Below are 23,940 nucleotides of genomic sequence, written 5' to 3' on the forward strand. Positions count from 1 at the left end.
GGCGCTATTGCGCGCCCGCCGCGGCCGGCGATGTCTCCGCGGCCTCGCCCTCGTCCTCGCTCGCATTCGTATCGCCGACACAGCGATCGAGCAGGTCGCGCAGGTTCTGCGCGGGCGATACCACGATCGGTTCGACGCCGGTGGCGGTGATGTTGACCGGCTCGTCGACGAGAAAGGCCGTGCGGATCCGCTCCGCCAGCTGGCCCCGCGCAAGCGTCGCGGTCCAGTTGAACTCGCCTTCCTGTCCCGCTTCGGCCGCGACCACCGGTACCCGCGCGCTCGCACCATTTCCGACGATGGTCAGCGTTCCCGCCGTCCCGTCGCCTTCGACGCCGTAGCGCGTCAGCACCAGCCCGCTGTCGCCGTCGGCACAGGCGATCTGCAAGGTCGGATCATCCCGGCTGGCGCCCAGCACCACCGCATCGTCCGCATCGAGCCAGCCCATCGCGCTGGTCGGCAGCGCATCGGGACCATCGTCGGAGACCTCGAGATCGTCGAGCGCAGGCGCGGGCGCGGTGTCGACGGTTTCCAGTTCTTCCTCGGTCACCGGTTCGGTGCGCGCGCAGGCGCTGGCGAGGGCGAGGAGCGGCAGCAGGGCTAGGGCGTGTCTCATGCCTCCCATGTAGGCACATGCACGCCGTTCGCCAAGTTCAGCTCGTCCCGCCGACGAGGAAGATGTCGCCGTCGCCATCGACGATTACGGGTAGCGCGTACATCGCACCGCTGACCGGATCATTGGCGAGCCCCACCATCACCGGTCGATCGATCCTGCCAGTGTCGGGCGCGAAATCGGCGGTCCGGTTCTCGGCGCGGTCGCCCACTGGGCGCTCGTAATAGTCGGTGAAGGCCAGCACGCTGCCATCGGCGCGCACCACGATATAGTCTGAATCCATCGTCACGAAACGGGACGCCGCAGCCCCGATCCAGCGCGTCGAACGATCGTCCTGCGACGAGCGCGCCACCGCATGGAGCGGCGGGCTTCGTTCGCCGGCAAGGCTGACCCCGCTGACGCCCGTGTCTTCGAAGCCGTCCTTGACCGGCCATTCGAAATTGATGTCGAAAAACGCCTGCAGCATGCCATTGAGCTCGCGGCTCGCCTGTCCCTCGTCGGTGAGCAGCGGATAGCGGGTATTGTCGTAGCTGACGATCGGAAGTCGCAGGCCCCTGCCGAGCAGCCGCACCGATGTGGTCGACGCGGCGCTATAGTCGCGCATAAGCACATAGGCCTTGCCGAATTTGCTGCCGTCGTTCTGCGCGGCGAGCGGCTGGCCGTTGTCGCCATAAGCCACGAGGTCTCGTTCGGCGCTGACATGGACGAGATCGGCGCTCGCAAAGGTCACGCTGTCGATGACCCGAGGCGCGCGATTGGTGCCGTCGGCGTAGAACCATGTCTCGACGGTTCGCCCGGTGGCGCCGCCCTTTCGCACATAGGCCAGCACGTCATAGCCGCCCACGCCATCGTCGAACGTGCCGATCGCCTCGATGGTCGTCGTGGTGCCGTCGACCCCGAACAGCCTGCCCCGGTCGACGACTGCATCATTGGCAAGTTGATATTCGAAGAGTTGCCCGCCCCGGCTGGCCGCGATCATCAGATCTCCGAAATGCAGCGTCGCCGCCGCGATCTCGGTGCCGAACGTCGCCGCCCGCGTGACCGCGACGCCTTCCTTGCTGTTGGTAATCGTGATCCGGAACAGCTGGCGATCGGTCGTGCCGTTCGCGCGCACCATGATCTCGACCTCGTAGACATTATCGCGGTTCGCATCGCGCGGAGTCTCGAAGCTCATCGGCCCACGAAACGAGAACGTATTGCCTTCCTGCCGGAACAGCGCGCTGTCCGCGCCGCCGCTGATCGAGAAGGTCGCCCCCGCGCCGTTGGCAAGGCTGAGTTCGACGGCCGATAGCCGGTCCTCGGCAACGCTGATGTCCGCGGGCGAGAGGATCTGGACGGACGGCGCCGAGTCTCCGCCGCCGCTCGATCCTCCTCCGCCGCTACCGCCGCCGCAGGACATGAGGGAAAGCGCCGCAGCGCTGGCGAGCACAGTAGAGATACGCATCGGTTGCACTCGTTTATTCGAGTAAAGGTCGGCAAATCCCCTACATGTGTCGGCGCCGGTTTCAAGCGCGGCCCGGCCGTTTTCCCATACGCTGTGGCCCCCTGGCGACAGGACTGGCGCGCGACGGGTCCGCTTGCCCGCGATTGTCGCGCCCGCCGCATCCCTCTATGCCTCGTTCCGATGACTGCCATCCCCCCTCCTCCGGGACATCGTCCCCAGTCGCGCGACCCCGTCCGCATCCTCGCCTTTCTGCGCCGTTGGTGGCGCCACAATCTGGTCGAGAGTGTCGATCAGCTCGATGCCATCGCGCGGGTGAAGGACGAGTGCGACCTCGGCGGGCGCTACATCTTCATGACCTCGATGTCGGCCGGCATCGCGGTCCTGGGCCTCATCCTCTCCTCGCCCGCGGTGGTCATCGGCGCGATGCTTCTGTCGCCGCTCATGGGCCCGATCATCGGTGCGGGCTTCGCGCTCGCCATCTGGGACGTGAAATGGATGCGCGAAGCGGGCCGCACGCTTTTCGTTGGCGCGATTGCCTCGATCCTCCTGGCCGCACTCATCAGCTGGATGAGTCCCATCCAGACGATCACGCCCGAAATCGCCAGCCGCACCAACCCAAGCCTTCTCGATCTTGCGGTCGCGCTCTTTTCGGGGCTGGCAGGCTCCTACGCGATGATCCGAGGACGCGCGGGCACCATCGTCGGGGTCGCCATCGCGGTCGCCCTGATGCCGCCGCTCGCCGTCGTGGGCTTCGGCCTCGCCACCTGGAACTGGACCGTGTTCGGCGGCGCGCTGATGCTCTTCATCACCAACCTCGTCACCATCGCCGCCACGTCCGCCTTCATCGCGCGGCTTTACGGCTTTCGCTCGAGCCTGTCGAAGAAGCGCGGCTGGGTGCAGAGCTCGATCATCATCGCCGCCCTCGTCGTCCTCGCCGTGCCGCTGACCCTGTCGCTGCGCAACATCGCCTTCCAGGCCACCTCCGAACGGACCATCCAGACGGTCGTGAAGGACCAGTTCGACACTCGCGCACGTCTCGACCAGCTCGACGTCGACTGGGACAGCAGCCCGCTGTCGATTACCGCGACCGTGCTGACCCCAGGACTTGTCGAGGGTGCCGAGGCGAGCGCGCAGCAGCGGCTCGCCGACCTGCTGGGCCAGCCCGCGATCGTCGAAATCGTGCAGATCGACATCGGCAACCGGGCCGCCGAACAGGCTGCGCTGACCGCCGCACGCAGCCGCGCCGCCGCCGAAGATATGCAGCGGCAAATCGACACGCTCGTCGACAAGCTCGCCCTCGTCGCCGGAGTCGCGCCCGCGGACATCGTCATCGACCGCGAAAAGCGGCGTGCGCGCGTCGCCGCCCAACCGCTCGAAGGCGCCTCGCTCGACGCCTATCGTCGGCTCGAGAGCCGTCTGCTCGATCAGGCACCCGGCTGGCGCATCGAACTGGTACCACCGCTCCGGGCGCTGCCGGACGTCGCCATCGTCGAAGACGACGGTCCCGACCTCGCCGCCATCGCCATCATCGCCTGGGCCGCGCAGCGCCGCGAACTCCCCGTTCGCCTCACGGGCGAGGAAAGCGCCGTCTTCAACGTCCGCTCGCTCCTTCTCGAGCGGGGGCTGCGCGCGATCGAGACGCGAGTGGTCGAAGGCGACCCTGCCGTGGTCCGTACCGACTGGGCGGTCGATCTTTCCGACTGATTTGACCTCCTTGGCCGGGCGGCGCATCATCGCGCCGTTCATCGCGAACAAGGGGGACTGCGACATGACCGACCGGATCGTCACCACCAACGCCACCGCCGCGCGCACGACGCCCATCCATCTGTGGATCGTCGGCATCGTGTCGCTGCTGTGGAATGCCTTCGGCGCGTTCGACTATCTATGACGCAAACGCGCAACGCGTCCTACATGGGCCAGTTCAGCGAGGAACAGCTCGCCTATTTCTACGGCTTTCCGGCTTGGATGGAGGCATTCTGGGCGCTCGGTGTGTGGGGTGCCGTCGCGGGGTCGATACTGCTGCTCGCGCGCAGCCGCTTCGCGCTCCACGCGTTCATCGTCAGCCTCGTCGGTCTCGTCGGATCGAGCGTCTACAGCTTCTTCCTGTCCGGCATGCCGAGCGATATGAACACGATCAAGTACATGGCTTTCATCATCGCCATCTTCGCCGTCACCATCGCGCTCATCATCTATGCACGGCGGATGACCGCCCACGACGTGCTGCGCTAAGGCCGCCCGCCCATCTTCTTGTAGCGGGTCTTGCCGAAGCGGTCCTTGCGCGTTCCCGGCCGCCCCGCATTCGAATAGCCGACGCGCGGCGCCGACCGCTCGGCCTCGGGGATGCCCAGCTCGTCCTCTTCGAGCTGGCGGATCTCGTCGCGGATGCGCGCGGCCGTCTCGAACTCGAGATCGGCGGCAGCCTTGCGCATCTTCTCCTCCAGCCCCTCGATATGCGCGCGCAGGTTCGAGCCCTGCAGCGGCGGGGCGTCCTTCTCCATCTTGCCCGCGCCCGACGCCGTCGCATCGCGCACGTCCTTGAGCAGATCCTCGACCGCGCGCTTGGTCGACTGCGGCGTGATGCCATGCTCCTCGTTATAGGCGAGCTGCTTCTCGCGGCGCCGCTGCGTCTCGTTCAGCGCCCGCTCCATCGATCCCGTCACCCGGTCGGCATAAAGGATCACCCGCCCATCGACGTTGCGCGCCGCACGTCCGATCGTCTGGATGAGGCTCGTCTCCGAGCGCAGGAAGCCCTCCTTGTCGGCATCGAGGATCGCGACCAGCCCGCATTCGGGAATGTCGAGCCCCTCGCGCAGCAAATTGATGCCCACCAGCACGTCATAGACCCCGCGCCGCAGATCGCGGATCAGCTCGATGCGTTCGAGCGTCTCCACGTCCGAATGCATGTAGCGCACTTTGATGCCCTGCTCGTGCATATATTCGGTCAGGTCCTCGGCCATCCGCTTGGTCAGCGTCGTGACCAGCGTGCGATACCCGCGCTTGGCCGTTAGCCGCGCTTCGTTGACGAGATCGTCGACCTGGTCCTCGACCGGCTTGATCTCGACGGGCGGGTCGATCAGCCCGGTCGGGCGGATGACCTGCTCGGAGAAGACGCCGCCCGTCTCTTCCATCTCCCACGGCCCCGGCGTCGCCGAGACGAACATCGTCTCGGGCCGCATCGCGTCCCATTCGTTGAACCGCAGCGGTCTATTGTCGATGCAGCTCGGCAGCCGGAAGCCATGCTCGGCCAGCGTGATCTTGCGGCGGTGGTCGCCCCGCGCCATCGCGCCGATCTGCGGCACCGTCTGGTGGCTTTCGTCGACGAAGAGCAGTGCATTGTCGGGCAGATATTCAAACAAGGTTGGGGGCGGCTCGCCCGGCAGGCGCCCGGTCAGGAACCGCGAATAATTCTCGATCCCCGCGCACGACCCCGTCGCGGCGATCATCTCGAGATCGAAATTGGTGCGCTGCTCCAGCCGCTGCGCCTCGAGCAACTTGCCCTCCGCCACCAGCTCCTTCAGCCGCTCCTCCAGCTCGTGCTTGATCGCGTGCCGCGCCTGTTCGAGCGTCGGCCCCGGCGTCACATAGTGCGAATTCGCGTAGATTTTCACGCGGTCGAGCTTGGCGCCCGGCTTGCCGGTCAGCGGGTCGAATTCGAGGATCTCCTCGATATCGTCCCCGAAGAAGCTCACCCGCCACGCCATGTCCTCATAGTGCGACGGGAAAATCTCCAGATTGTCGCCGCGCACGCGAAAGCTGCCGCGCGCGAACGCCGCATCGTTGCGCTTGTACTGCAGCGCCACCAGCTTGCGGATGATCTCGCGCTGGTCGACCGTGTCGTCCTTCTTCAGACTGAACGTCATCGCCGAATAGGTCTCGACCGACCCGATCCCGTAGAGACAGCTTACCGACGCCACGATGATGACGTCGTCGCGCTCCAGCAGCGAGCGCGTTGCCGAGTGCCGCATCCGGTCGATCGCCTCGTTCACCGAGCTTTCCTTCTCGATGTAGGTGTCGGTGCGCGGCACATAGGCCTCGGGCTGGTAATAATCGTAATAGCTGACGAAATATTCGACCGCATTGTTGGGGAAGAAGCTCTTGAATTCGCCGTAGAGCTGCGCCGCGAGGATCTTGTTGGGCGCCAGCACGAGGCTCGGCCGCTGCAACGTCTCGATGACCTTGGCCATCGTGAAGGTCTTGCCCGATCCCGTGACCCCGAGCAGCACCTGGCTGTCCTCGCCATGGTCGCGGATGCCCTCGACCAGTTCCTTGATCGCGGTCGGCTGGTCGCCCGCCGGCTCATATTCGCTCACCAGCTCGAACTTCCGGCCTCCCTCGGCCTTCTCGGGGCGCGCGGGACGGTGCGGGGTGAATTCCTCCCCCGTTTCGGGCTCGGCAAGCGTGGTGCGGATCTGGATGGCCATGGTGCGTGATATGGGGAGCGCACAGGGCTTGCGCCAGTTCCCCGGTCACCGCATTCTTGGCGCGAATGCATCCTCCCGACACCTGCTGGCTGTGCGAACGCCCCCTCGGCCGCCGCGTCGAAAAGCACCATCCCGTGCCCAAGTCGCGCGGCGGACGGTTGACCGAACCCGTCCATCCGATCTGCCACCGTACGCTTCACGCCAGCCTCACCAACAAGGAGCTGGAAGCGATCGGTGACGATCTCGGGAGGCTTCGCGCCGCCCCCGCGATCGCTACCTTCCTCAAGTGGATCGCGAACAAGCCCGCCGACTTCCACGCCCCCACCCGCCGCGCACGCGGTTGAAGGGCTTGCCCTGCGCGCCCCGGCTCCTAGACTGCCTGCCACACGTCAGGAGACCAATTCATGCGCGCCATCGTAACGCTCGCTCTCGCCACCGCCCTTGCCGCCTGCGGCTCCGCGAACGACGGCGAGGTCAAGGATACCGACGGCGACGGCACGCTGTCGGGCGAGGAAATCGAAAGCCAGTTGGGCGGAGCGATGAGCCGCGGCGAATTCATGCAGGCCGGCCAGTGGGAAAGCACCATTTCGGTCGAGGAACTCTCGATGCCCGGCCTCACCGACGAAATGCGCGAGAACATGAAACAGCAGATGGGTTCGCAGACCTATCGCACCTGCCTCACCCAAGAAGAAGTCGAGCAACCCGATTCGCGCTTCTTCACCGGCGAGGATGCCGACTGTACCTACGAGCGCTTCAGCCTCAAGGACGGCAAGATCGACAGCGAGATGGTCTGCAATGTCGAGGGCGTCCGCCAGCGCATGGTCATGTCGGGGGATTATGGCGCCGAGAGCTACGATATTTCGATGCGCGCCGAGAGCCTGTCCGATCAGGGGATCGACATGTCGATGCGCGTCTCGGCCAAACGCGTCGGCGACTGCGCGGGCGACCCGGCCTAGCGCCCGGATTTTGTTTCAACAGGAGGGACTGGATATGAAGAATTATGTGATCGTGAGCGCGCTGGCGCTCGGCCTCGCCGCATGTGGCGGTGGCGGCGAGGAAGCGGTGGTCGAGGAAGAAGCGGCCCCCGCCGAGACGTTCCTCCCCGGCAATTTCGTCATCCGTACCGAAGTGACCGCACTGGATTCGGTCGACGATGGCGAGCCCGCCACCAGTTCGGGCATGGGCGACACGCGCGAAATCCAGGTCTGCGTGGGCGAAGACGGGCTGCTCCCCGCCGCTGCCTTCGGCGAGGACGGCGATGATTGCACCATCGAGAACCCGTATCAGCGCAAGGGCCGCCTGCGTCAGCAGCTCGTCTGCAACCGTTCCGCGGGGCAGGTGAACCTTCAGGTCGAGGCCGATTTCACCGCCGAAGGTGTCGACGGCACCGTTCGCTCGGGCAGCGCCTTCGCGGGCGAGGGCGACTATCAGATGACCCGCACGATCACCGGCGAACGCACCGGCGACTGCACCCCGGCCGAAGCCGAGGGCGATCTCGACACCGACGTCGAAGGCTAGCAGCCAGGATCATCCGATGACCAAAGGGGGAGGCGCACCGGTCAGGTCCGCCTCCCCTCTTTTTGTCTGTGGTGACGGCTAGAAGGTGAAGGACAGCCCCACCAGCGGCGCATGGCCGATCTCGTCGGGCGCATCGTCCTCGAAGGCCTGCGCGCGCAGATAGTCGAGGCTCAGTTCGAAATTGTCGCTGACCTCGTAGGCCACGCCGATTTTGGTTTCGAGGCTGGTCAGCCCGGTATCCCCGCCCTCGCGCCGCGGCCGCAGCGTCCAGAAAGGCTCGGCGCTCGCCCCGAAGCTCCAGCGCCCGTCCGCGCTGATCGGCATCCCGACCCCGCCGCGCGTGCGCAGCCGCAATCCCATCTGGTCGGCGCCTTCGGAGAAACGCTGCTCGAGCCGCGCGCGCGTCTTGATGATCCCGAAGCTTTTCGAAATCTGCTGCATCGAACGAAATTCGTTGCTGCCCGGATCATTGTAGCGTTGCTCGACCGCGCCGCCGAGCGTGAACCCGCCCGCGATCTTCCGCTTTACCCAGAAGCGATAATAATAGGTGTCGGCGCGCCCGTCCGCCGACGAACGCAGCCGCTGCGCCGTTTCCAGCTCGATGCCCGTCTTTTCGTCGATGTCGGTGCCGATCGACGGATTGATCCAGAATTCGAACGCCTCGTCCTGCGCCGCCGCCGGCGCTGCGCCCAAAAAGGTCGCGGCCACCACCGCAGTAAAAACTTCTGATTTCCTGATCACGTGTCCGTCCCCACCCGAAATACGAAGCGCGACCGCAGGCCGGCCGTTCGATTGTGACGCCTTGAGCAAAGGTTCGTGTCGCTTTGGTGACAAGTCTGTCACAAAGTTCGAATCGCTGTCGCCCGCTCGTTCCAACCCCCGCTCGTGCGGGTGCGGCTTCGACGCAACGCCTCCGTGGCGGATTGGAGTCTGCCGGAGGGGAGGGGCGAACTCGGACGAAAGCGGGTTCCCCCCGTGGCGTTATCGCAACGAAAACATCCACAGTTTTTTCGGCCACCGAAAAGCGGCGGAAGCCCGCGCAAAATGTGGTTAACGAGGCTTAATTTAATCCACCGTTGCAAAAATGACTCTTGCGTTGCGACGGCCCCTTGGACACAATCCCTAGTGTTAAGAGCGCACACGTCCCGCAACATCTTGCGATTGGGGCCGGAGATACCCATTTCCGGCAGGGGGGAAGCTGTGCGTAACGGGGACAGTGGGGATAAGTGTCTGAAATGACTCCGTCGCCGCTTCAAATCGGATCGATTCAGGCGTAGGTGCCGAGTCGAACGAAACAGGAACATCGGGCGACTCGCGCCTGCGAACATCTGAGGGGAGTGCATCATGGATCTTTCGACCGGAACCGAAGTCAGCGCCGAGGACATCGTCGAGGTGTCGGACTCCAAGAAAGTCCACGAACGCCGCTTCGCGATCGAAATCGATTCGAGCCGCGATTCCCTGCTCACCGAGTTCGGCAAGGCCACGCTGGAAGACCGCTACCTGCTCCCGGGCGAAAGCTACCAGGATCTCTTCGCGCGCGTCGCCGCCGCCTATGCCGACGACCAGGCGCACGCCCAGCGCCTCTACGACGCCATTTCCAAGCTGTGGGTCATGCCCGCCACTCCCGTCCTGTCCAATGGCGGCACGGGTCGCGGCCTGCCCATTTCCTGCTATCTCAACAGCGTCGACGACAGCCTCGACGGCATCGTCGGCACCTGGAACGAGAATGTCTGGCTCGCCTCCAAGGGCGGCGGCATCGGCACCTATTGGGGCAGCGTGCGCGGCATCGGCGAGCCTGTCGGCCTCAACGGCAAGACCTCGGGAATCATCCCCTTCGTGCGCGTGATGGATTCGCTCACGCTCGCCATCAGCCAAGGCTCGCTGCGTCGCGGGTCGGCGGCGTGCTACCTCGACGTCTCGCACCCCGAAATCGAGGAATTCCTCGAAATCCGCAAACCCTCGGGAGACTTCAACCGCAAGGCACTGAACCTCCACCACGGCGTCCTCATCACCGATGAATTCATGGAAGCCGTGCGCGACGGTGCGGAGTTCGAACTGAAGTCGCCGCGTGACGGCAGCGTGCGCGGCAAGGTCAACGCCCGCGCGCTCTTCCAGAAGCTGGTCGAGACCCGTCTCGCGACCGGCGAGCCCTATATCGTGTTCTCGGACACCGTGAACAATTCGATGCCCAAGCATCACCGCGATCTCGGGCTCAAGGTCTCGACTTCGAACCTCTGCTCGGAAATCACGCTGCCCACCGGCCGCGATCATCTGGGCGCCGACCGCACCGCGGTATGCTGCCTCTCCAGCCTCAACCTCGAGACCTGGGACGAGTGGAACGGCGACGAGCAGTTCATCGAGGACGTCATGCGCTTTCTCGACAATGTCCTCTCGGACTATATCGCCCGCGCGCCCGACGAGATGGCCCGCGCCAAATATAGCGCCGAACGCGAACGTTCGGTCGGCCTCGGCGTCATGGGTTTCCACAGCTTCCTCCAGGCCCGCGGCATCCCCTTCGAGGGCGCCATGGCCAAGTCGTGGAATTTGAAGATCTTCAAGCATATCCGCGCGCAGGTCGACGAGGCCTCAATGATGCTCGCCACCGAGCGGGGCCCCTGCCCCGACGCCGAGGACATGGGCGCGATGGAGCGTTTCAGCTGCAAGATGGCGATCGCGCCGACCGCGTCGATCAGCATCATCTGTGGCGGCACGTCGGCCTGCATCGAGCCCATCCCCGCCAACATCTATACGCACAAGACGCTGTCGGGATCGTTCATCGTCAAGAACAAGTATCTCGAACGGATCCTCGATGAAAAGTCGAAGAACTCCGACCAGGTCTGGAATTCGATCCTCGAGAAGGACGGCAGCGTCCAGCACCTCGACTTCCTGTCGGAGGACGAGAAGGCCGCCTATCGCACCAGCTTCGAGATCGACCAGCGCTGGCTCCTGGAACTCGCGGGCGACCGCGCGGGCTTCATCGACCAGGCGCAGTCCTTGAACCTCTTCATCCCCGCCGACGTCGACAAGTGGGACCTTTTGATGCTCCACTTCCGCGCCTGGGAGCTTGGCATCAAGTCGCTCTACTACCTGCGGTCCAAGTCCGTGCAGCGGGCGGGCTTCGCGGGCGGTGTGGAGAAGGACAACACGCCCGAGGCCGCCAAGTACGAGCTGCCCTCCACCGACTATGACGAGTGCCTCGCCTGCCAATAGGCGGGTGAGCACTCGCCGCTGGGGAGGTGGCGATGACCGACTCACAAAAAATACTGTTGGCCGCCGCCGCCTTCATCTTCGTGGTGAATGTCGTGATGGGTCTTCGCTACCGGTCTTACGGTGGCGAGACCGCGCGGCTGGGAACCATCATGCTCGTGAGCGCGCCGCTCGTCGCCGCCCTCTTCGTCTGGCTCGCGCTGTCGGGAACGATCGCCTGATGCGCGCCGCCGTCACCCAAAAGAAAAACGCCGCGCTAAGTTCGGCGCGACGTTCTTCGTTTTCCAAACCTTACCGGCTGACTGCCGGAAGGGGGGCTGCGAGGCGGCGGGACCTCCTTGAGGCTCCCAGCCGCCGCGCCCCTGTCATCCGTCGGTTACGAACCGACCGTACCGAGGCCCGCAGGAATACGCGCGGTTTCGGTGAGGTAGATGCGATTGTCTTCCAGGCGGTCGACATCGCTCATCGGAATGAAGTGATGGCTACCATCGGCGGCGTCGGACTTGGTCAGCTTGATGCGATCGTCTTCGACCCCATCGACGGTGCCGACATGCTGACCCTTCGCGTCGGTGATTTCCATGTGCTCTTTGATGCGTTGTTTCTCGAACATATTGATATGTCTCCCTTTTTTCTCTATTCACCCTACCAACGGGTGAGCGGGGAGCATCGCTCCTCGGGAGACCGCGCATGACCATCACTTCATCGCTCGTCATGCTTTTCGTCGGTGCGATCGCGCTCGTCTCGGGCGTCTGGCTGCTCACGCGCCGGCCCGCCGACGAACCCGCCCGCTACCGCAACCGTATCGCCGGCACCATGGCCACCGCCTTGGGCCTCGCCCTCACCATTTTCGCATTGGGGCTGGGCGCTAATCCGTTCGCCCCCACAACCCAGGGAGAAACCCGATGAGCCTTCTGGAAGCCCGCAAGACCTACAAGCCGTTCGAATATCCCTGGGCCTATGATTACTGGAAACGCCAGCAGCAGGTCCACTGGATGCCCGAGGAAGTGCCGCTGGGCGAGGATTGCCGCGACTGGGCGCAGAAGCTGACCGAGCACGAGCGCAACCTGCTCACGCAGATCTTCCGCTTCTTCACGCAGGCCGACGTCGAGGTGCAGGACTGCTACCACGAGAAGTACGGCCGCGTGTTCAAGCCCACCGAAGTGAAGATGATGCTCGCCGCCTTCTCCAACATGGAGACGATCCACATCGCGGCCTATTCGCATCTCCTCGACACGATCGGCATGCCCGAGAGCGAATATTCGGCCTTCCTCGATTACAAGGAAATGGCCGACAAGGCCGACTACATGAACGAGTTCGGCGTCGACAACGACGAGGACATCGCCAAGACGATCGCCATGTTCGGCGGCTTCACCGAGGGGCTCCAGCTCTTCGCCAGCTTCGCCATGCTCATGAACTTCCCGCGCTTCAACAAGATGAAGGGCATGGGGCAGATCGTCAGCTGGTCGGTGCGCGACGAGAGCCTCCACTGCGAAGGCATCATCCGCCTCTTCCACGAGTTCGTGAAGGAGCGCGACTGCCTCACCAAGCAGGTCAAGGAAGACATCATCGACTGCTGCCAGAAGGTCGTGCGCCTCGAGGACAATTTCATCGACCTCGCGTTCGAACTCGGCCCCGTCGAGGGCATGACGCCCAAGGACATCAAGAAGTACATCCGCTACATCGCCGACTGGCGGCTGGGCCAATTGGGCTTCAAGCCCATCTACATGGTCGAGGAACACCCCCTCCCCTGGCTCGCCCCGCTCTTGAACGGCGTCGAACACGCCAACTTCTTCGAGACCCGCGCGACCGAATATTCGAAGGGCGCCACCAAGGGCGACTGGAACACCGTCTGGGAGAATTTCGACAGCCGTCAGAAGGCGAAGGTCGGCAAGGCGGACGACGCGGGGGATGAAATGTTGGCGGATATGTTTGCGAAGTAGGAATATTTGAAGTGACGACCGCGTCCTTCATTCTTTCTATTTTAGCTCTCAGCGTGTCAGCCATTACGATGTGGCTGACATTGCTTCGTCGTGGCACCGTTAGAATGACGCGCCCTAACCAAATTTATTTTGGCGCGGACGGCGCCAAAGGGTTGATGGACGGTCCGGCTAAAGTATTCGCTCGCGCAACGCTTTATTCCACCTCCAAGCGAGGTCGAGTCGTCGAAGGTCTCTGGGCTAACTTGTCTCGAAATGTGTCGATGCAGGCCTTCCCAATTTGGGTTCACGGCGACGACAAGCTTGTGAGGGGTGCGGGACTGCATGTCCCCGAAACTGGGCTCGCTATGAGCCATCACTTTCTGCCGCCTAAAGGTGAGTCATATATTTTTGAAGCTGGAACACATCGGCTCCAAATCCTTGCACGGCTCACAAGTTCGAAAAAACCAATTCTGCTTCTCGACGAAGAATTAGAATTATCTTCCGAGCAAGCTGCCACACTCAAGTCAGGGAAGGCGGGTGTTTATTTTGATTACGGAATGACCTCCGAAAAATATTTGCCAAGTTTGCATGCACCAGTTCAAGAATGGCTTGAGTCACTTGCTAGATAGTGGGCAAGCTTGAGCGATTCATCGCGCTCTATAAGTGAACGGATCTCCTTGGCCACCCCGGCCTTCGCGCACGATGAGGCCCTCTGCCACCAAAGCACGACAGATCGGATTAACGCGCTGCTGCGGCGTTCCCCGACCGAACATTTTCCCTGCAAGTTCGATCTCGGTCATCCCGGGGCGCTTGCGAATGTAAGACAGAAGTTCGGCCTTCGCGTTCGCATTGACAGTGCTCTTGCCGCTCGTGCCGACATTTCGTTTCGGACGAACGGGCCTTGCTACGCTGGCCTTTCGCGCTCCCCGCGCATTCCAAGGCAAGTCGAAATCCTCAATCAGCGCAGCCTCAAGTCCTTCGGGCCCACTCACGCGAAGGCCGTTCCACTCCGCATCCCCCGGCTGCGCAACAAGCACTTCAACTTTTCGACCTGCGCGGCAGCGTTGAGCGATCAGGTTATTGAGCCGAATGTTTGTAATCTGGGTTGAAGCCGGCTTTGCGTAGAAATAGAGCCGCTTTCGAAGCGACTTGGATGCCAGTCCGACGTACTGGACCTCTCCGTCGATCGCGAATGCATACACCCCGCGCGCATCCACGACGCCTTCCGGAACCACGATCGCCTCGCCGTCCAGCGACCAGTTCCCCAAGGCCCGAAAACCATGATCAAGGAGATATGACGTCCGTAACATTTCGGTCTCCATCAAAAGGCCAAAACCATGATGAGAATAGCCAGCCCTATGCCGCCGAAGAATCCGAAGACCATCAAAACACAGGTGAAAAAGGGTCGCATCGTGATGCAAGCGTATAACGAGGTTCTTTATTCTACAATCGCAAGCGGGGTCAGGGCGGCCTGACCCCGTCGGTCCTGTCTCGCTAAGGCGAGCAGGCCGTCCGCGGTTCGGCATCTCTCGGATAGGCGCCCTCGCTTCGCTCCGCTTGTCCTATCCTCGGTGCCTACCCGACCGGATCGCCCTTCCTCCTCACCGGCATCCCGCGCGCTTCGACGAAGGCCTTGGCGTCGTAGAGGCTCGTTCCCGTTCCCTCGCGCAACAGCTTGATCGCCTCGATCTTGCGCCCCCGCGCCAGCGCCTCGTCGACCGCGCGCAGCGTGTCCGGCGGCACCGCGTCGTCACTGAACGTCGGCGTCGGCAGCCGCCCACCCCCACGCCGGATCCGCCCCAGGATGTGGCCGAGGAAAAACGCCCCCACGATCCACCATATCGTCGTTTCGGTCATCGCGCCCCGCTCGCCTCCTCGCCGCGCCCCGCTACTGCTGCCGTCCGCGCCAACACCACCAGCCGAGCGCCGTCGTGGCGATGGCGGCGAGGAGCCCCGGCACCGGCTGGGCATCGATCGGCTGCCCCATCTGCTCCATCATGTCGCGCGCCGCCGGATCGACGGTCATCGCGATCCAGTACAGGCACATCAGAAAGCCCGCCCCGCCCGCGATCATCAGGGTCAACCCGAGGTCGGCGCGCCGGCTTCGAGCGCGCATCAGCAGCCCGATCCCCATCGGGAGGGCTGCGAACACCGCCACGACGAGAAAGATGATCGGGCTGATGTTCGGTTCGATATCCTCGACGCGAATGACGAGCAGCATCAGCGCACCGGCAAGCATGAAACCGCCGCAGCCCAGAAGGCCTGCGCCACATCCGCGCTTCATGGATCAGTCTCGACCGAGGTAGGACTTGCCGTACCAACGGTTCGCCGCGGGGCGGAACAGAAAGAACAGGATGACGAGGGGAAAGACGAGCCCCACGATGATGAGCACGGTGAAAGGGCTGACGATCAACGCATATACCGACGCGAGCACCATCCAGCCGAAATAGACGAGCCGGGTCCAGTCGACGCCCTTGAGCGCGCCCCATCCCGCCGCCACCGAAACCAGGCCGCCCACCACGTTGAGGATCATCGCTACCGTCGGATCCTGACCCGAAGCCGCCAGCGCGTCCTGATAGGTTTGCGTCCCCTGCGTCAGAAAGATATTCGCGATTTGCCATGCCCCGAGCACGATCAGGATCCAGCCGATCACCGTCAGCGACGTCGGTCGCCCCATTTCATCGTTCATTTCAATTTTCCCCTGCACGCCGAGCGGCACCGACTATATGCGCAGATGGAAAAAGGGAAAGACGCTTCGTGGCCCGATCGTCGGGCAGCAAATCGCTGTCCTACACGCCCCCCATCTGCCATCCTTCTCCCAATGTCCGCCTTCGGCCACCGACCGCCCGCCGCGTTTCTCCCGATCGAGCAGCCGGCGAGGAAGACGAACACAGCCGCACGTAGCGTGACCTTCGTGAACTTCCGCGCCCCGCACACGCTTCGCCCCACCATCGACTCGCCTCGCCTCTCCCCGCGCAACGCCGCGACTCCGCGCTCCGTTCTCCTTACGAAACGAAATCTGAAACAGGAGATCCATCCCATGGCCGAGAACATCTGGTGCACCCCCCATAACGACGGCTGGCAGGTCAAGCGCGCCGGCGCGACCCGCGCCTCCAGCGTCCACGAGACGCAGGAAGACGCCTGGGACGAAGCCCGCCGCATGGGCCGCGCCGACGAGGTCGAGGTCTTCCTCCAGGGCGAGGACGGCAAGATCCGCGAGCGCCACACCTACGGCCACGACCCCGTCCGCCACCCCGGCTAGGCCTCGTTCCCTCCAACCGCTCTCAGCACCAGTCCGCCTTCATGCCGACGTACCGCGCCGCCAGTCCCTGCGCGATCATCAGCTCGGCGATATCCTCCTCGCTCCCGTCCTGCCGCGGCCGCACCAGCCGTCGCAGATCGCGCCTGTAGCGGTCGACGCTGTCCCGCCGGTCGGCGAGCATCACGAACGCGCCGCCGTTTAGCAGCCGCAGAAGTTGCTCCTGCGCGCTTTTCGCCAGCCGCGCCTCGCGCTCGCAGCGCGGGTGGATGAGTTCGGGCGCGTCGAGGCCGATCAGCCGCACCTTGCGCTTCCCCAGCTTGATCGTGTCGCCGTCGATCACGCAGGCATGGCCCCGCCCCGGCCCGCACAAAGTGAACCGCTCCGCCACCCGCTCGCGCTCCGCCACGAACACCCCGCCCGTCGGCACCAGCGCGGGCTCGCTCAACGCATAGAGGCAGAGCAAGACGACAAGCATTGTGACTGTCCGCAGCGCCTCGAACCCGCCTCGCCGCCGGCGCCGCATTCCGCCCGGCCGCCGCGCAAACCTGCGGTGCACCATCGGTCGGCGGAAGCGGATGATCTTGCTCATCGTCTGATCCTAGCCGCTCGCCATCGCCCGCGCGAAATATTCCGCCCTGTCCTACACGCGCCCGATCTGCCACGCTGTTTCCCATGTCGCATCCGTCCGCTTCCACCCATCCTTGCGACGCGGCTGCGCGAGCCGCACGGGCGAAGCTGCCCCCACCGTCAGCTTTGCCCCCTTTCCCTCGGGAATTTTCCAACAGGCCTTGTTCGTCATGACCCATATCGCCCCCACCGAATCGCAGATTGCCGCCTTCCGGAACCTGCCCTTCGGCGAGCCCATCGAGATGCTCAACCTCGTCGCCTTCCGCGACGTCGCCGACTATCCCGACGATCATGAGGCGGCGGGCAAAGGCACCAGCGGCGCGAGCGCCTATCGCACCTATCTGTCGGAGACGCAGAAGATCGCCGCCCGCCTCGGCCTCGACGTCATCTGGACGGCCTCGCCCGCCCTGACGCTCATCGGCCCCGCCGAGGAATCCTGGGACATGGCCTTCATCGCCCGCTATCCCGACGCCGAGGCGTTCCTGACCATGATCGGCGATCCCGATTATATCGCCTGCACCGTCCACCGCACCGCCGCGCTCACCGACAGCCGTCTCATCCGCTGCACGCCCATCGCCCTCCAGCGGGACTGACTGTGGCGGTCGCGCAACAGGTCGCCGATTGTGCCAGTCAAATGTCGATAAAGTGAGGCTTTTCAGCGACGAAGAAGGTGGCGATACAGAAAGCGTTAACCATCTCTGGCTAGGGTGAAGGTGAAAGCGAAATGCTTTCTTCATGATGTTCCCCAAGATCTCGGGGCCGGATGGCGAGCAGCCGACCGGCCCCATTTTTTATGCCCCGTTGACGGCGTTGGACGAGGCACTAAGCGAGGCAATATGCGCTTCTTCTCCGACAATGCCGCCCCCGCCTGCCCCGCCGTCATGCAGGCCCTCGTCGACGCCAACCGCCTCGACACCGCTTATGACGGCGATGAATGGTCGACGCGGATGGACGCGGCCTTTTCGGAATTGTTCGAAACCGAGGTCACCGCCATCTGGGTGACCACCGGCACCGCCGCCAACGGCCTTGCCTTGGCGGCGATGTGCCCGCCCTGGGGCGGGATCCTCACCCACCGCATGGCGCATATCGAGCAGGACGAAGCCGGCGCGCCCGCCCTCTTTGCCCACGGCGCCAAGCTGATGCTCCTCGACGGCCCCGGTGCGAAGGTTTCCCCGCAGGCAGTCGAGGAGGCGGTGGGTCGGGTGCGCAAGGACGTCCATCAGGTCCAGCCTCGCTGCCTGTCGATCACCAACGCCACCGAATATGGCCTTCGCTACGACTATAGGGAAATGGCCGCACTTGGCGAGGTTGCCGAGAAGCACGATCTCAAGTTCCACGTCGACGGCGCGCGTTTCGCCAATGCCGTCGTCGGCGGCGTCGCCTCGCCCGCCGAGCTGACGTGGAAGGCAGGCGTCGACGCGCTCAGCTTCGGCTTCGTCAAGAACGGCGGAATGAACGCCGAGGCGCTGATCCTGTTCGACACCGATCTCGCCGACACGGTCCGCGTCATGAAGAAGCGTTCGGGCCACCTCCTCAGCAAGGGTCGCTTCGCCGCCGCGCAGATCCTTGCCATGCTCGAAGGCGAAATCTGGCTGCAGAATGCCCGTAGCGCCAACGAGGCCGCCACCATGCTCGCCGAGGCCTGCGGCGACCGGCTGGTCTATCCGGTCGAGGCCAACGAGCTGTTCGTCCGCATGACGCCTCAGGAAGCCGGGCGCCTGCGCCGTGCCGGTTTCGACTTCTACGACTGGGCGGAGGGCGAAGTGCGGCTCGTCACGAGCTGGGACCAGGACCACGCCGAGGTTGCCAAGCTCGCCGAGGCCATCGCGGCCCTATGAGCTTACCCAGAGAAGGACTGCGGCAGGTCTGGCTGCCGTTCCTCATTTTCACGCTCATCTGGGGTTCGACGTGGATCGTCATCAAGGACCAGCTGGCGGTGGTGCCCGCGCCCTGGTCGGTCACCTACCGCTTCATCATCGCCGCGATCGGCATGGGGCTGGTCGCGCGCTGGCGCGGAGAGAGCCTGAAGCCCACCCCCGGCTTCCTGACGGCGGCGGCGATCGTCGGGATCAGCCAGTTCTGCCTCAATTTCAACGGCGTCTATGCCGCCGAGCATTATATCACCTCCGGCCTCGTCGCGACGGTGTTCGCACTGCTGATGCTTCCCAATGCGCTGCTCGGCTGGTGGTGGCTCGGGCAGCGCCCCGGCAAGCGCTTCATCGCCGCCACACTCGTCGCCTGTGTCGGCATCGGGCTGCTCTTCCTCCACGAGTTGCGCGAACGGCCCGACCTGACGCTCGTGCCGTTGCTGATCGGTGTCGGCTGGACGATTTTCGCGCTCCTCGCCGCGGCAATCAGCAACGTCTACCAGGCGCGCGAGGCGACCAAGCGTTTTCCGCTGTTTGCCTTGCTTGCCTGGGCGATGGCGATCGGGGCGGTGGCGGACGGGGCGATCGCCTATGCCCTCCACGGCGCGCCCACCATCGAGACGCGTCTGGGCTATTGGGCGGGGCTGCTGTGGCTCGCGCTTGCCGCCTCGGTCGTCTGCTTTTCGCTCTATTATCCCGTCGTGCGGCGGATCGGGCCGGGCAAGGCGGCCTACTCGAGCGCGATGGTACCGATCGTCGCGATGGCACTCTCGACCCTGTTCGAAGGTTTCCGTTGGACGACATTGAGCCTCGCCGGCGCCGCGGTCGCCATGGCGGGGCTTGCACTGGCGCTCTACAGCCGCCAGCGCCCGATGAAGATTACAAACCCCGACGCGGGGTAAGGAGAGAGACGCAATGGCCGATACGCGGATGAACCCCGAGGCGCCGCCCACCCCCGATCATGTCGAAACCTACGCAAAGGACTACGAGCCGCCGCGCTGGTGGGTGCGGCACGTCGACCTCGATTTCGATCTCGCCCCGAAGGCCACCAAGATCCGCGCGACGTTGTCGGTGGAGCGCAACGGCTCGCACGACACGCCGCTCAAGCTGGCGGGCGACGGCTTGAAGCCGCTGGAAGTGCAGGTCGACGGGCAGGATGCCCGCTGGACGATGGAAGGCGATATGCTCGTCATCGAGCTGTCGGGCGAAACGCACGAGGTCTGCACCACGGTCGAAATCGATCCCTCGGCAAACAGCCAGTTGATGGGGCTCTATGCGTCCGGCGGGCTCCTCTGCACGCAGTGCGAGGCCGAGGGCTTCCGCCGCATCACCTTCCATCCCGACCGCCCCGACGTGCTGTCCACCTACAGCGTCACGATGCACGCCGATGCAACGGCCTATCCGATCCTGCTCGCCAACGGGAACAAGACCGCCGAAGGCAAGGGCGAGGACGGGCGCCATTGGGCGCGATGGGAAGATCCGTTCCCCAAGCCGTCCTATCTCTTCGCACTGGTCGCGGGCGATCTTGACGCCAACCATTCGACTTTCACGACGTTCTCGGGACGCAAGGTCGATCTCAACATCTGGGTGCGCGAGGCCGACCTGCCGCGCACCGGTCATGCCTTGCAGGCGCTCAAGGACGCGATGAAATGGGACGAGGAGGTCTACGGGCGCGAATATGACCTCGACCTGTTCAACATCGTCGCGGTCGACGACTTCAACTTCGGCGCGATGGAGAACAAGGGTCTCAATATCTTCAATTCGCGCTACGTGCTCGCCGACCCCGACACCGCGACCGACGACGACTATGACGGAATCGCGGGCGTGGTCGCGCACGAATATTTCCACAACTGGTCGGGCAATCGTGTCACCTGCCGCGACTGGTTCCAGCTGTCGCTGAAGGAGGGCTTCACCGTCTTTCGCGACCAGTGTTTCAGCCAGGATCACAATAACGAGGCGGTCAAGCGGATCGAGGATGTCCGGCTGCTCCGCGCGATTCAGTTCCCGGAGGACTCCGGGCCGCTGGCGCATCCGGTTCGCCCCGATAGCTACATCGAGATCGCGAACTTCTATACGGCGACGATCTATAACAAGGGCGCCGAGCTCATTCGCATGATGCGGACGATTCTCGGGCATGACGATTTTCGCAAGGGCAGCGATCTCTACTTCGAACGACACGACGGCGAGGCGGCGACCTGCGAGGATTTCGTCAGCGCGATGGAGGAAGCGAGCGGCAAGGACCTGTCCCAGTTCCGGCTCTGGTACAGTCAGGCCGGGACCCCCAAGGTGCGCGCGCATCTGTCGCACGATCCCAAGGGCCGTTCGATCTCGATCCGGCTACAGCAGGAAATCCCCGACACGCCGGGTCAGAAAGACAAGCGCCCGATGGCCATCCCGCTCAAGATGGCGATGCTCGACGAGCAGAACGGACGCGAACTGAACGGTGGCGAACGGCTGGTCATGCTCGACGAAGCGGAAATGACCGTCACCTTCGAAGACGAGGATGCGGTCAAGCCGATCCTCTCGCTCAATCGCGACTTTTCCGCGCCGATCATACTCGAGACCGATCGGACCGATGAGGAATTGGCCGCACTGGCGCGCGTGGATGGCAATGCGTTCGCGCGCTACGAGGCGATCCAGGAACTCAGCCTGCGGGCGCTGATACCCGCCATCAAGGGCGACCGTTCGCTAGAGACCGAGGCCGTCGTAGCAGCGATCGAGGCCACGCTCGGCGACGATCGGCTCGATCCGGCTTTCAAGGCGGAAGCGCTCGCGCTCCCGACCGAAAGCAATATCAGCGAGAAGCTCGACCGGATCGATCCCGACGCGATCCACGAACGGCGAACGGAGCTGAAACAGGCGATCGGGACGGCGCTGGCAGCGAACTTCCGTGCGCTCCGCGAAGGCGATCCGCCCGCGGGCGACGACCTTTCGGTCGCGGCCAAGGGCGAGCGGGCGCTTCGCAACATGGCCCTTGCCTATCTTGCGGCGGGGGATGCGACGGCTGGCGCACGAGAGGCGAAGGCGCAATATGACGCTGCGCGCAACATGACCGAGCGGCAGGGCGCGCTGCAGGCGCTGGCGAGCCTCGATGCGCCCGAGCGCGATGCGGCGTTCGACGATTTCTATGAGCGCTACAAGGAGAACAGTCTCGTGCTCGACAAATGGTTCGGGCTACAGGCGCGCGCCGAACGGCCGAGCGGGATCGACGATGTCGAGGCGCTGCGCAAGCATCCCGCTTTCACCATGTCCAACCCCAATCGCCTGCGCGCGCTGGTCAGCAGCTTCACCGCCAACCAGTGGGTGTTCCATCACGCCTCAGGACGTGGCTACGCGCTTCTGGCCTATATGATCATCGAGGCCGACAAGCTCAATCCGCAGGTCGCGGCGCGTCTGGTGCCGCCGCTGGGGCGCTGGCGCCGGTTCGTACCGGAGCGGGCACAACAGATGAAGGCTGCGCTGGAGCGGATCGCGGCGGCGGACAGTCTGTCCAAGGACGTCTACGAACAGGTCACGAAAAGCTTGGGTTAGCCTGCGATCCAGTTCGCGACGTCCATGGCAACGCGGTTGGCGGCGCGGTTGAGCGCGGGCGTGACGTCGGCGGCATAACCGACCGCGGGCTCGCGGGCTTCAAAGCGGCGGCTGGCAACCTCGCCGTCGCGATTCCACATTGCCTCGTACCCGACGACGACCTCGCTCGTGTCGGCATCGAAGCCGAAGCGATAGAGCGTGCCGGTGACGTTGAGCGCGGGGATGTTGCCGCCCTGCCGCGGATCGATCACGAGAAGATTGCTCGAGCGATACACCGTTTCGGACACGAGCTGCTGGAACAGGGTGTCGGGCATATCGACCAGCGTGAGGTCCTCGATATAGGCGACCGCCGTGCCGCCGCGGATCGCCGCGACGCGCGTCGTCGCCAGCGCTTCGGGAATCAGCGGCACGGCGAAGCTCACGGCCTGGCTGCGCGTGAGATTGGCGGGGGCTTCCGGCGCGGTCGGCGAGAGCGTCACCAGTTGGGCAGGCGGGTCGCCGCCGCCGAGGCTCGGGAGCCCGCACGAGGCGAGCAGAAGGGCGGTGCCGCAAATCGCGAAGACATTACGCATCATTGAGCCTCTCCGGGCTTGTAGTCGGGAAGTTTCTTGGGACCGATCGCGCCGCCGATCCCTTGGCTGTCCAATCGGTCCGAGAAGCGCTCGAGACTGTCGGACAGGCCGCGCAGATCCTGGATGAGCTTGTCGGCCTCGGGCACCGTGCTCTCGCTGAACTGCTTGAGACCCGGGCGCGCATCGCTGATCGCGCCGTCCAGCGTTTCGGTCGCGCTTCGGAGCGCGGAAATCGATGTCTGCAATTCGGCGAAGGCGGGTGCGGCATTTTCCTTCAGGATGCCGTCGGTGGTCTCGGCGACCTGCCCCCACCGCTCGGCCGCGACGCCGGCCTGCCGCGCGGCAACGCTGGCGTCGGTGATCGCATCGGCGAGGTCGGGCGCGCGCTCGGCGAGCGTCGAGGTCGCGCTGTCGATATTCTCGAGGATGTCCGAGATCGAATTCTGGTTCTCGTCCGACAAAAGCTCCGACAGGCGCTCGGTCAGCCGCTGGATGCGGTCGATGAGTTCGGGCGCCGAGTTGAGCACGCTGTCGAGCACGCTCTGCGAGGAGCGGATGACGGGGCAGCCCTGCGGCCCGATGTCGGTCACGGGCGGCGCGCCGGTGGTGGCCCCCTGCAACTGGATCTCGGAAATGCCGGTAAAGCCGACGCCAGCGATCTGCGCCTCGGTGCCCTGGAGGACAGGCGCATCGGCATCCACGCTGATGCGCACCCAGACGAATTCGGGGCGGTCGGGAAGCAGTTCGATACTGTCGACCTCGCCCACGGGCACGCCCGCGAAACTGACGTTCGATCCGCGCGTCAGCCCGCTGACGTCACCCGGGAAATAGATGTCGAAACATTTTTTCGCACTCGCCGACAGGCCGGCCACCCAGACGGTGAAGATCAGCAGGCCCGCAAGCAGCGCGAGAACGATGGTGCCGACGAGAATGTGGTTGGAACGGGTTTCCATGGGCGTTT

Annotated in this window: 27 protein-coding genes; 15 read left to right on the forward strand and 12 right to left on the reverse strand. The window is 64.4% G+C overall.

The window, feature by feature from the left end:
* Nucleotides 1-4: 4 nt before the first annotated feature.
* The gene (locus tag WJS89_RS06010; RefSeq protein ID WP_346340011.1) at nt 5-613 is read right to left on the reverse strand and encodes a hypothetical protein; all 609 of its coding nucleotides are present in this window, start codon (nt 611-613) and stop codon (nt 5-7) included.
* Nucleotides 614-650: 37 nt separating this feature from the next.
* Complete coding sequence (locus tag WJS89_RS06015) at nt 651-2,054, reverse strand: hypothetical protein (RefSeq protein WP_346340012.1); 1,404 nt, start codon at nt 2,052-2,054, stop codon at nt 651-653.
* 180 nt (nt 2,055-2,234) lie between these two features.
* On the opposite strand from WJS89_RS06015, the gene WJS89_RS06020 reads away from it, so the two are divergent.
* Nucleotides 2,235-3,758 carry a TIGR00341 family protein gene (locus WJS89_RS06020; protein WP_346340013.1) on the forward strand — a complete coding sequence of 508 codons (1,524 nt, stop codon included), beginning with the start codon at nt 2,235-2,237 and terminating at the stop codon, nt 3,756-3,758.
* A 180-nt stretch (nt 3,759-3,938) separates the two neighbouring features.
* Nucleotides 3,939-4,283, forward strand: coding sequence for a hypothetical protein (locus WJS89_RS06025; RefSeq protein ID WP_346340014.1), 345 nt, complete (start codon nt 3,939-3,941; stop codon nt 4,281-4,283).
* On the opposite strand, the gene uvrB is transcribed toward WJS89_RS06025, so the two are convergent.
* Nucleotides 4,280-6,475 carry an excinuclease ABC subunit UvrB gene (gene uvrB / locus WJS89_RS06030; protein ID WP_346340015.1) on the reverse strand — a complete coding sequence of 732 codons (2,196 nt, stop codon included), beginning with the start codon at nt 6,473-6,475 and terminating at the stop codon, nt 4,280-4,282. The two genes, WJS89_RS06025 and uvrB, sit on opposite strands and share 4 nt — an antisense overlap.
* 65 nt (nt 6,476-6,540) lie before the next feature.
* Between uvrB and WJS89_RS06035 the strand changes: the two genes are divergently transcribed.
* Genes WJS89_RS06035 through WJS89_RS06045 form a run of 3 tightly spaced genes read left to right on the forward strand, consistent with a single transcriptional unit; the run spans nt 6,541 to nt 7,993 of the window.
* Nucleotides 6,541-6,819 carry an HNH endonuclease gene (locus WJS89_RS06035; protein ID WP_346340016.1) on the forward strand — a complete coding sequence of 93 codons (279 nt, stop codon included), beginning with the start codon at nt 6,541-6,543 and terminating at the stop codon, nt 6,817-6,819.
* A gap of 60 nt (nt 6,820-6,879) precedes the next feature.
* Nucleotides 6,880-7,431 carry a DUF3617 domain-containing protein gene (locus tag WJS89_RS06040; RefSeq protein WP_346340017.1) on the forward strand — a complete coding sequence of 184 codons (552 nt, stop codon included), beginning with the start codon at nt 6,880-6,882 and terminating at the stop codon, nt 7,429-7,431.
* Between the two features lie 34 nt (nt 7,432-7,465).
* The gene (locus WJS89_RS06045; RefSeq protein WP_346340018.1) at nt 7,466-7,993 is read left to right on the forward strand and encodes a DUF3617 domain-containing protein; all 528 of its coding nucleotides are present in this window, start codon (nt 7,466-7,468) and stop codon (nt 7,991-7,993) included.
* Between the two features lie 78 nt (nt 7,994-8,071).
* Here the strand turns inward: WJS89_RS06045 and WJS89_RS06050 are convergent, their stop codons facing one another.
* A complete protein-coding gene (locus WJS89_RS06050; RefSeq protein ID WP_346340019.1) occupies nt 8,072-8,734 on the reverse strand; it encodes a DUF2490 domain-containing protein in 663 nt (220 codons plus the stop codon).
* Between the two features lie 603 nt (nt 8,735-9,337).
* Between WJS89_RS06050 and WJS89_RS06055 the strand changes: the two genes are divergently transcribed.
* Both WJS89_RS06055 and WJS89_RS06060 read left to right on the forward strand, forming a co-directional pair.
* Nucleotides 9,338-11,203, forward strand: a complete 1,866-nt coding sequence (locus WJS89_RS06055) for a ribonucleoside-diphosphate reductase subunit alpha (protein ID WP_346340020.1) — start codon at nt 9,338-9,340, stop codon at nt 11,201-11,203.
* 32 nt (nt 11,204-11,235) lie between these two features.
* Nucleotides 11,236-11,421: a hypothetical protein gene (locus WJS89_RS06060; RefSeq protein WP_346340021.1), complete on the forward strand. Its 186-nt coding sequence runs from the start codon at nt 11,236-11,238 to the stop codon at nt 11,419-11,421.
* Nucleotides 11,422-11,576: 155 nt separating this feature from the next.
* On the opposite strand, the gene WJS89_RS06065 is transcribed toward WJS89_RS06060, so the two are convergent.
* Nucleotides 11,577-11,810 carry a DUF2171 domain-containing protein gene (locus WJS89_RS06065; protein WP_346340022.1) on the reverse strand — a complete coding sequence of 78 codons (234 nt, stop codon included), beginning with the start codon at nt 11,808-11,810 and terminating at the stop codon, nt 11,577-11,579.
* Nucleotides 11,811-11,887: 77 nt separating this feature from the next.
* Between WJS89_RS06065 and WJS89_RS06070 the strand changes: the two genes are divergently transcribed.
* Genes WJS89_RS06070 through WJS89_RS06080 form a run of 3 tightly spaced genes read left to right on the forward strand, consistent with a single transcriptional unit; the run spans nt 11,888 to nt 13,748 of the window.
* Entirely contained in the window at nt 11,888-12,106 is a 219-nt protein-coding gene (locus tag WJS89_RS06070) for a hypothetical protein (protein WP_346340023.1), read from the forward strand.
* The gene (locus WJS89_RS06075) at nt 12,103-13,140 is read left to right on the forward strand and encodes a ribonucleotide-diphosphate reductase subunit beta (protein WP_346340024.1); all 1,038 of its coding nucleotides are present in this window, start codon (nt 12,103-12,105) and stop codon (nt 13,138-13,140) included. The genes WJS89_RS06070 and WJS89_RS06075 overlap by 4 nt, the downstream gene beginning before the upstream one ends.
* A gap of 11 nt (nt 13,141-13,151) precedes the next feature.
* Entirely contained in the window at nt 13,152-13,748 is a 597-nt protein-coding gene (locus tag WJS89_RS06080; protein ID WP_346340025.1) for a hypothetical protein, read from the forward strand.
* Between the two features lie 18 nt (nt 13,749-13,766).
* Here the strand turns inward: WJS89_RS06080 and WJS89_RS06085 are convergent, their stop codons facing one another.
* The 4 genes from WJS89_RS06085 to WJS89_RS06100 all read right to left on the reverse strand — a co-directional run bounded on the left by WJS89_RS06085 (nt 13,767) and on the right by WJS89_RS06100 (nt 15,808).
* A complete protein-coding gene (locus WJS89_RS06085; RefSeq protein ID WP_346340026.1) occupies nt 13,767-14,540 on the reverse strand; it encodes a GIY-YIG nuclease family protein in 774 nt (257 codons plus the stop codon).
* A gap of 154 nt (nt 14,541-14,694) precedes the next feature.
* Complete coding sequence (locus WJS89_RS06090) at nt 14,695-14,976, reverse strand: hypothetical protein (RefSeq protein WP_346340027.1); 282 nt, start codon at nt 14,974-14,976, stop codon at nt 14,695-14,697.
* Between the two features lie 31 nt (nt 14,977-15,007).
* Nucleotides 15,008-15,403: a hypothetical protein gene (locus tag WJS89_RS06095; protein WP_346340028.1), complete on the reverse strand. Its 396-nt coding sequence runs from the start codon at nt 15,401-15,403 to the stop codon at nt 15,008-15,010.
* 3 nt (nt 15,404-15,406) lie between these two features.
* Nucleotides 15,407-15,808, reverse strand: a complete 402-nt coding sequence (locus WJS89_RS06100; RefSeq protein ID WP_346340029.1) for a hypothetical protein — start codon at nt 15,806-15,808, stop codon at nt 15,407-15,409.
* 351 nt (nt 15,809-16,159) lie between these two features.
* On the opposite strand from WJS89_RS06100, the gene WJS89_RS06105 reads away from it, so the two are divergent.
* Entirely contained in the window at nt 16,160-16,381 is a 222-nt protein-coding gene (locus tag WJS89_RS06105) for a DUF2188 domain-containing protein (RefSeq protein ID WP_346340030.1), read from the forward strand.
* Nucleotides 16,382-16,403: 22 nt separating this feature from the next.
* On the opposite strand, the gene WJS89_RS06110 is transcribed toward WJS89_RS06105, so the two are convergent.
* The gene (locus WJS89_RS06110; RefSeq protein ID WP_346340031.1) at nt 16,404-16,970 is read right to left on the reverse strand and encodes a thermonuclease family protein; all 567 of its coding nucleotides are present in this window, start codon (nt 16,968-16,970) and stop codon (nt 16,404-16,406) included.
* A gap of 208 nt (nt 16,971-17,178) precedes the next feature.
* Here WJS89_RS06110 and WJS89_RS06115 point away from each other — a divergent pair, with 208 nt between their 5' ends.
* From WJS89_RS06115 to pepN, 4 genes are all read left to right on the forward strand, one after another.
* The gene (locus tag WJS89_RS06115; RefSeq protein WP_346340032.1) at nt 17,179-17,601 is read left to right on the forward strand and encodes a DUF1330 domain-containing protein; all 423 of its coding nucleotides are present in this window, start codon (nt 17,179-17,181) and stop codon (nt 17,599-17,601) included.
* Between the two features lie 243 nt (nt 17,602-17,844).
* Entirely contained in the window at nt 17,845-18,846 is a 1,002-nt protein-coding gene (locus WJS89_RS06120) for a threonine aldolase family protein (RefSeq protein ID WP_346340033.1), read from the forward strand.
* Nucleotides 18,843-19,778 (forward strand): DMT family transporter, encoded by a 936-nt coding sequence (locus WJS89_RS06125; protein WP_346340034.1) that lies wholly within the window; start codon nt 18,843-18,845, stop codon nt 19,776-19,778. Before WJS89_RS06120 ends, WJS89_RS06125 begins: the two co-directional genes overlap by 4 nt.
* Before the next feature lie 28 nt (nt 19,779-19,806).
* Nucleotides 19,807-22,407, forward strand: a complete 2,601-nt coding sequence (pepN, locus tag WJS89_RS06130; RefSeq protein WP_346340086.1) for an aminopeptidase N — start codon at nt 19,807-19,809, stop codon at nt 22,405-22,407.
* On the opposite strand, the gene WJS89_RS06135 is transcribed toward pepN, so the two are convergent.
* Together WJS89_RS06135 and WJS89_RS06140 are read right to left on the reverse strand one after the other, a co-directional pair.
* Nucleotides 22,404-22,982, reverse strand: a complete 579-nt coding sequence (locus WJS89_RS06135; RefSeq protein WP_346340035.1) for an ABC-type transport auxiliary lipoprotein family protein — start codon at nt 22,980-22,982, stop codon at nt 22,404-22,406. The two genes, pepN and WJS89_RS06135, sit on opposite strands and share 4 nt — an antisense overlap.
* Complete coding sequence (locus WJS89_RS06140; protein WP_346340036.1) at nt 22,979-23,932, reverse strand: MlaD family protein; 954 nt, start codon at nt 23,930-23,932, stop codon at nt 22,979-22,981. Before WJS89_RS06140 ends, WJS89_RS06135 begins: the two co-directional genes overlap by 4 nt.
* Nucleotides 23,933-23,940: the final 8 nt, after the last annotated feature.

Origin of the sequence: Sphingomicrobium aquimarinum, from assembly GCF_039655735.1 — a bacterium.
Lineage (GTDB): Bacteria > Pseudomonadota > Alphaproteobacteria > Sphingomonadales > Sphingomonadaceae > Sphingomicrobium > Sphingomicrobium aquimarinum.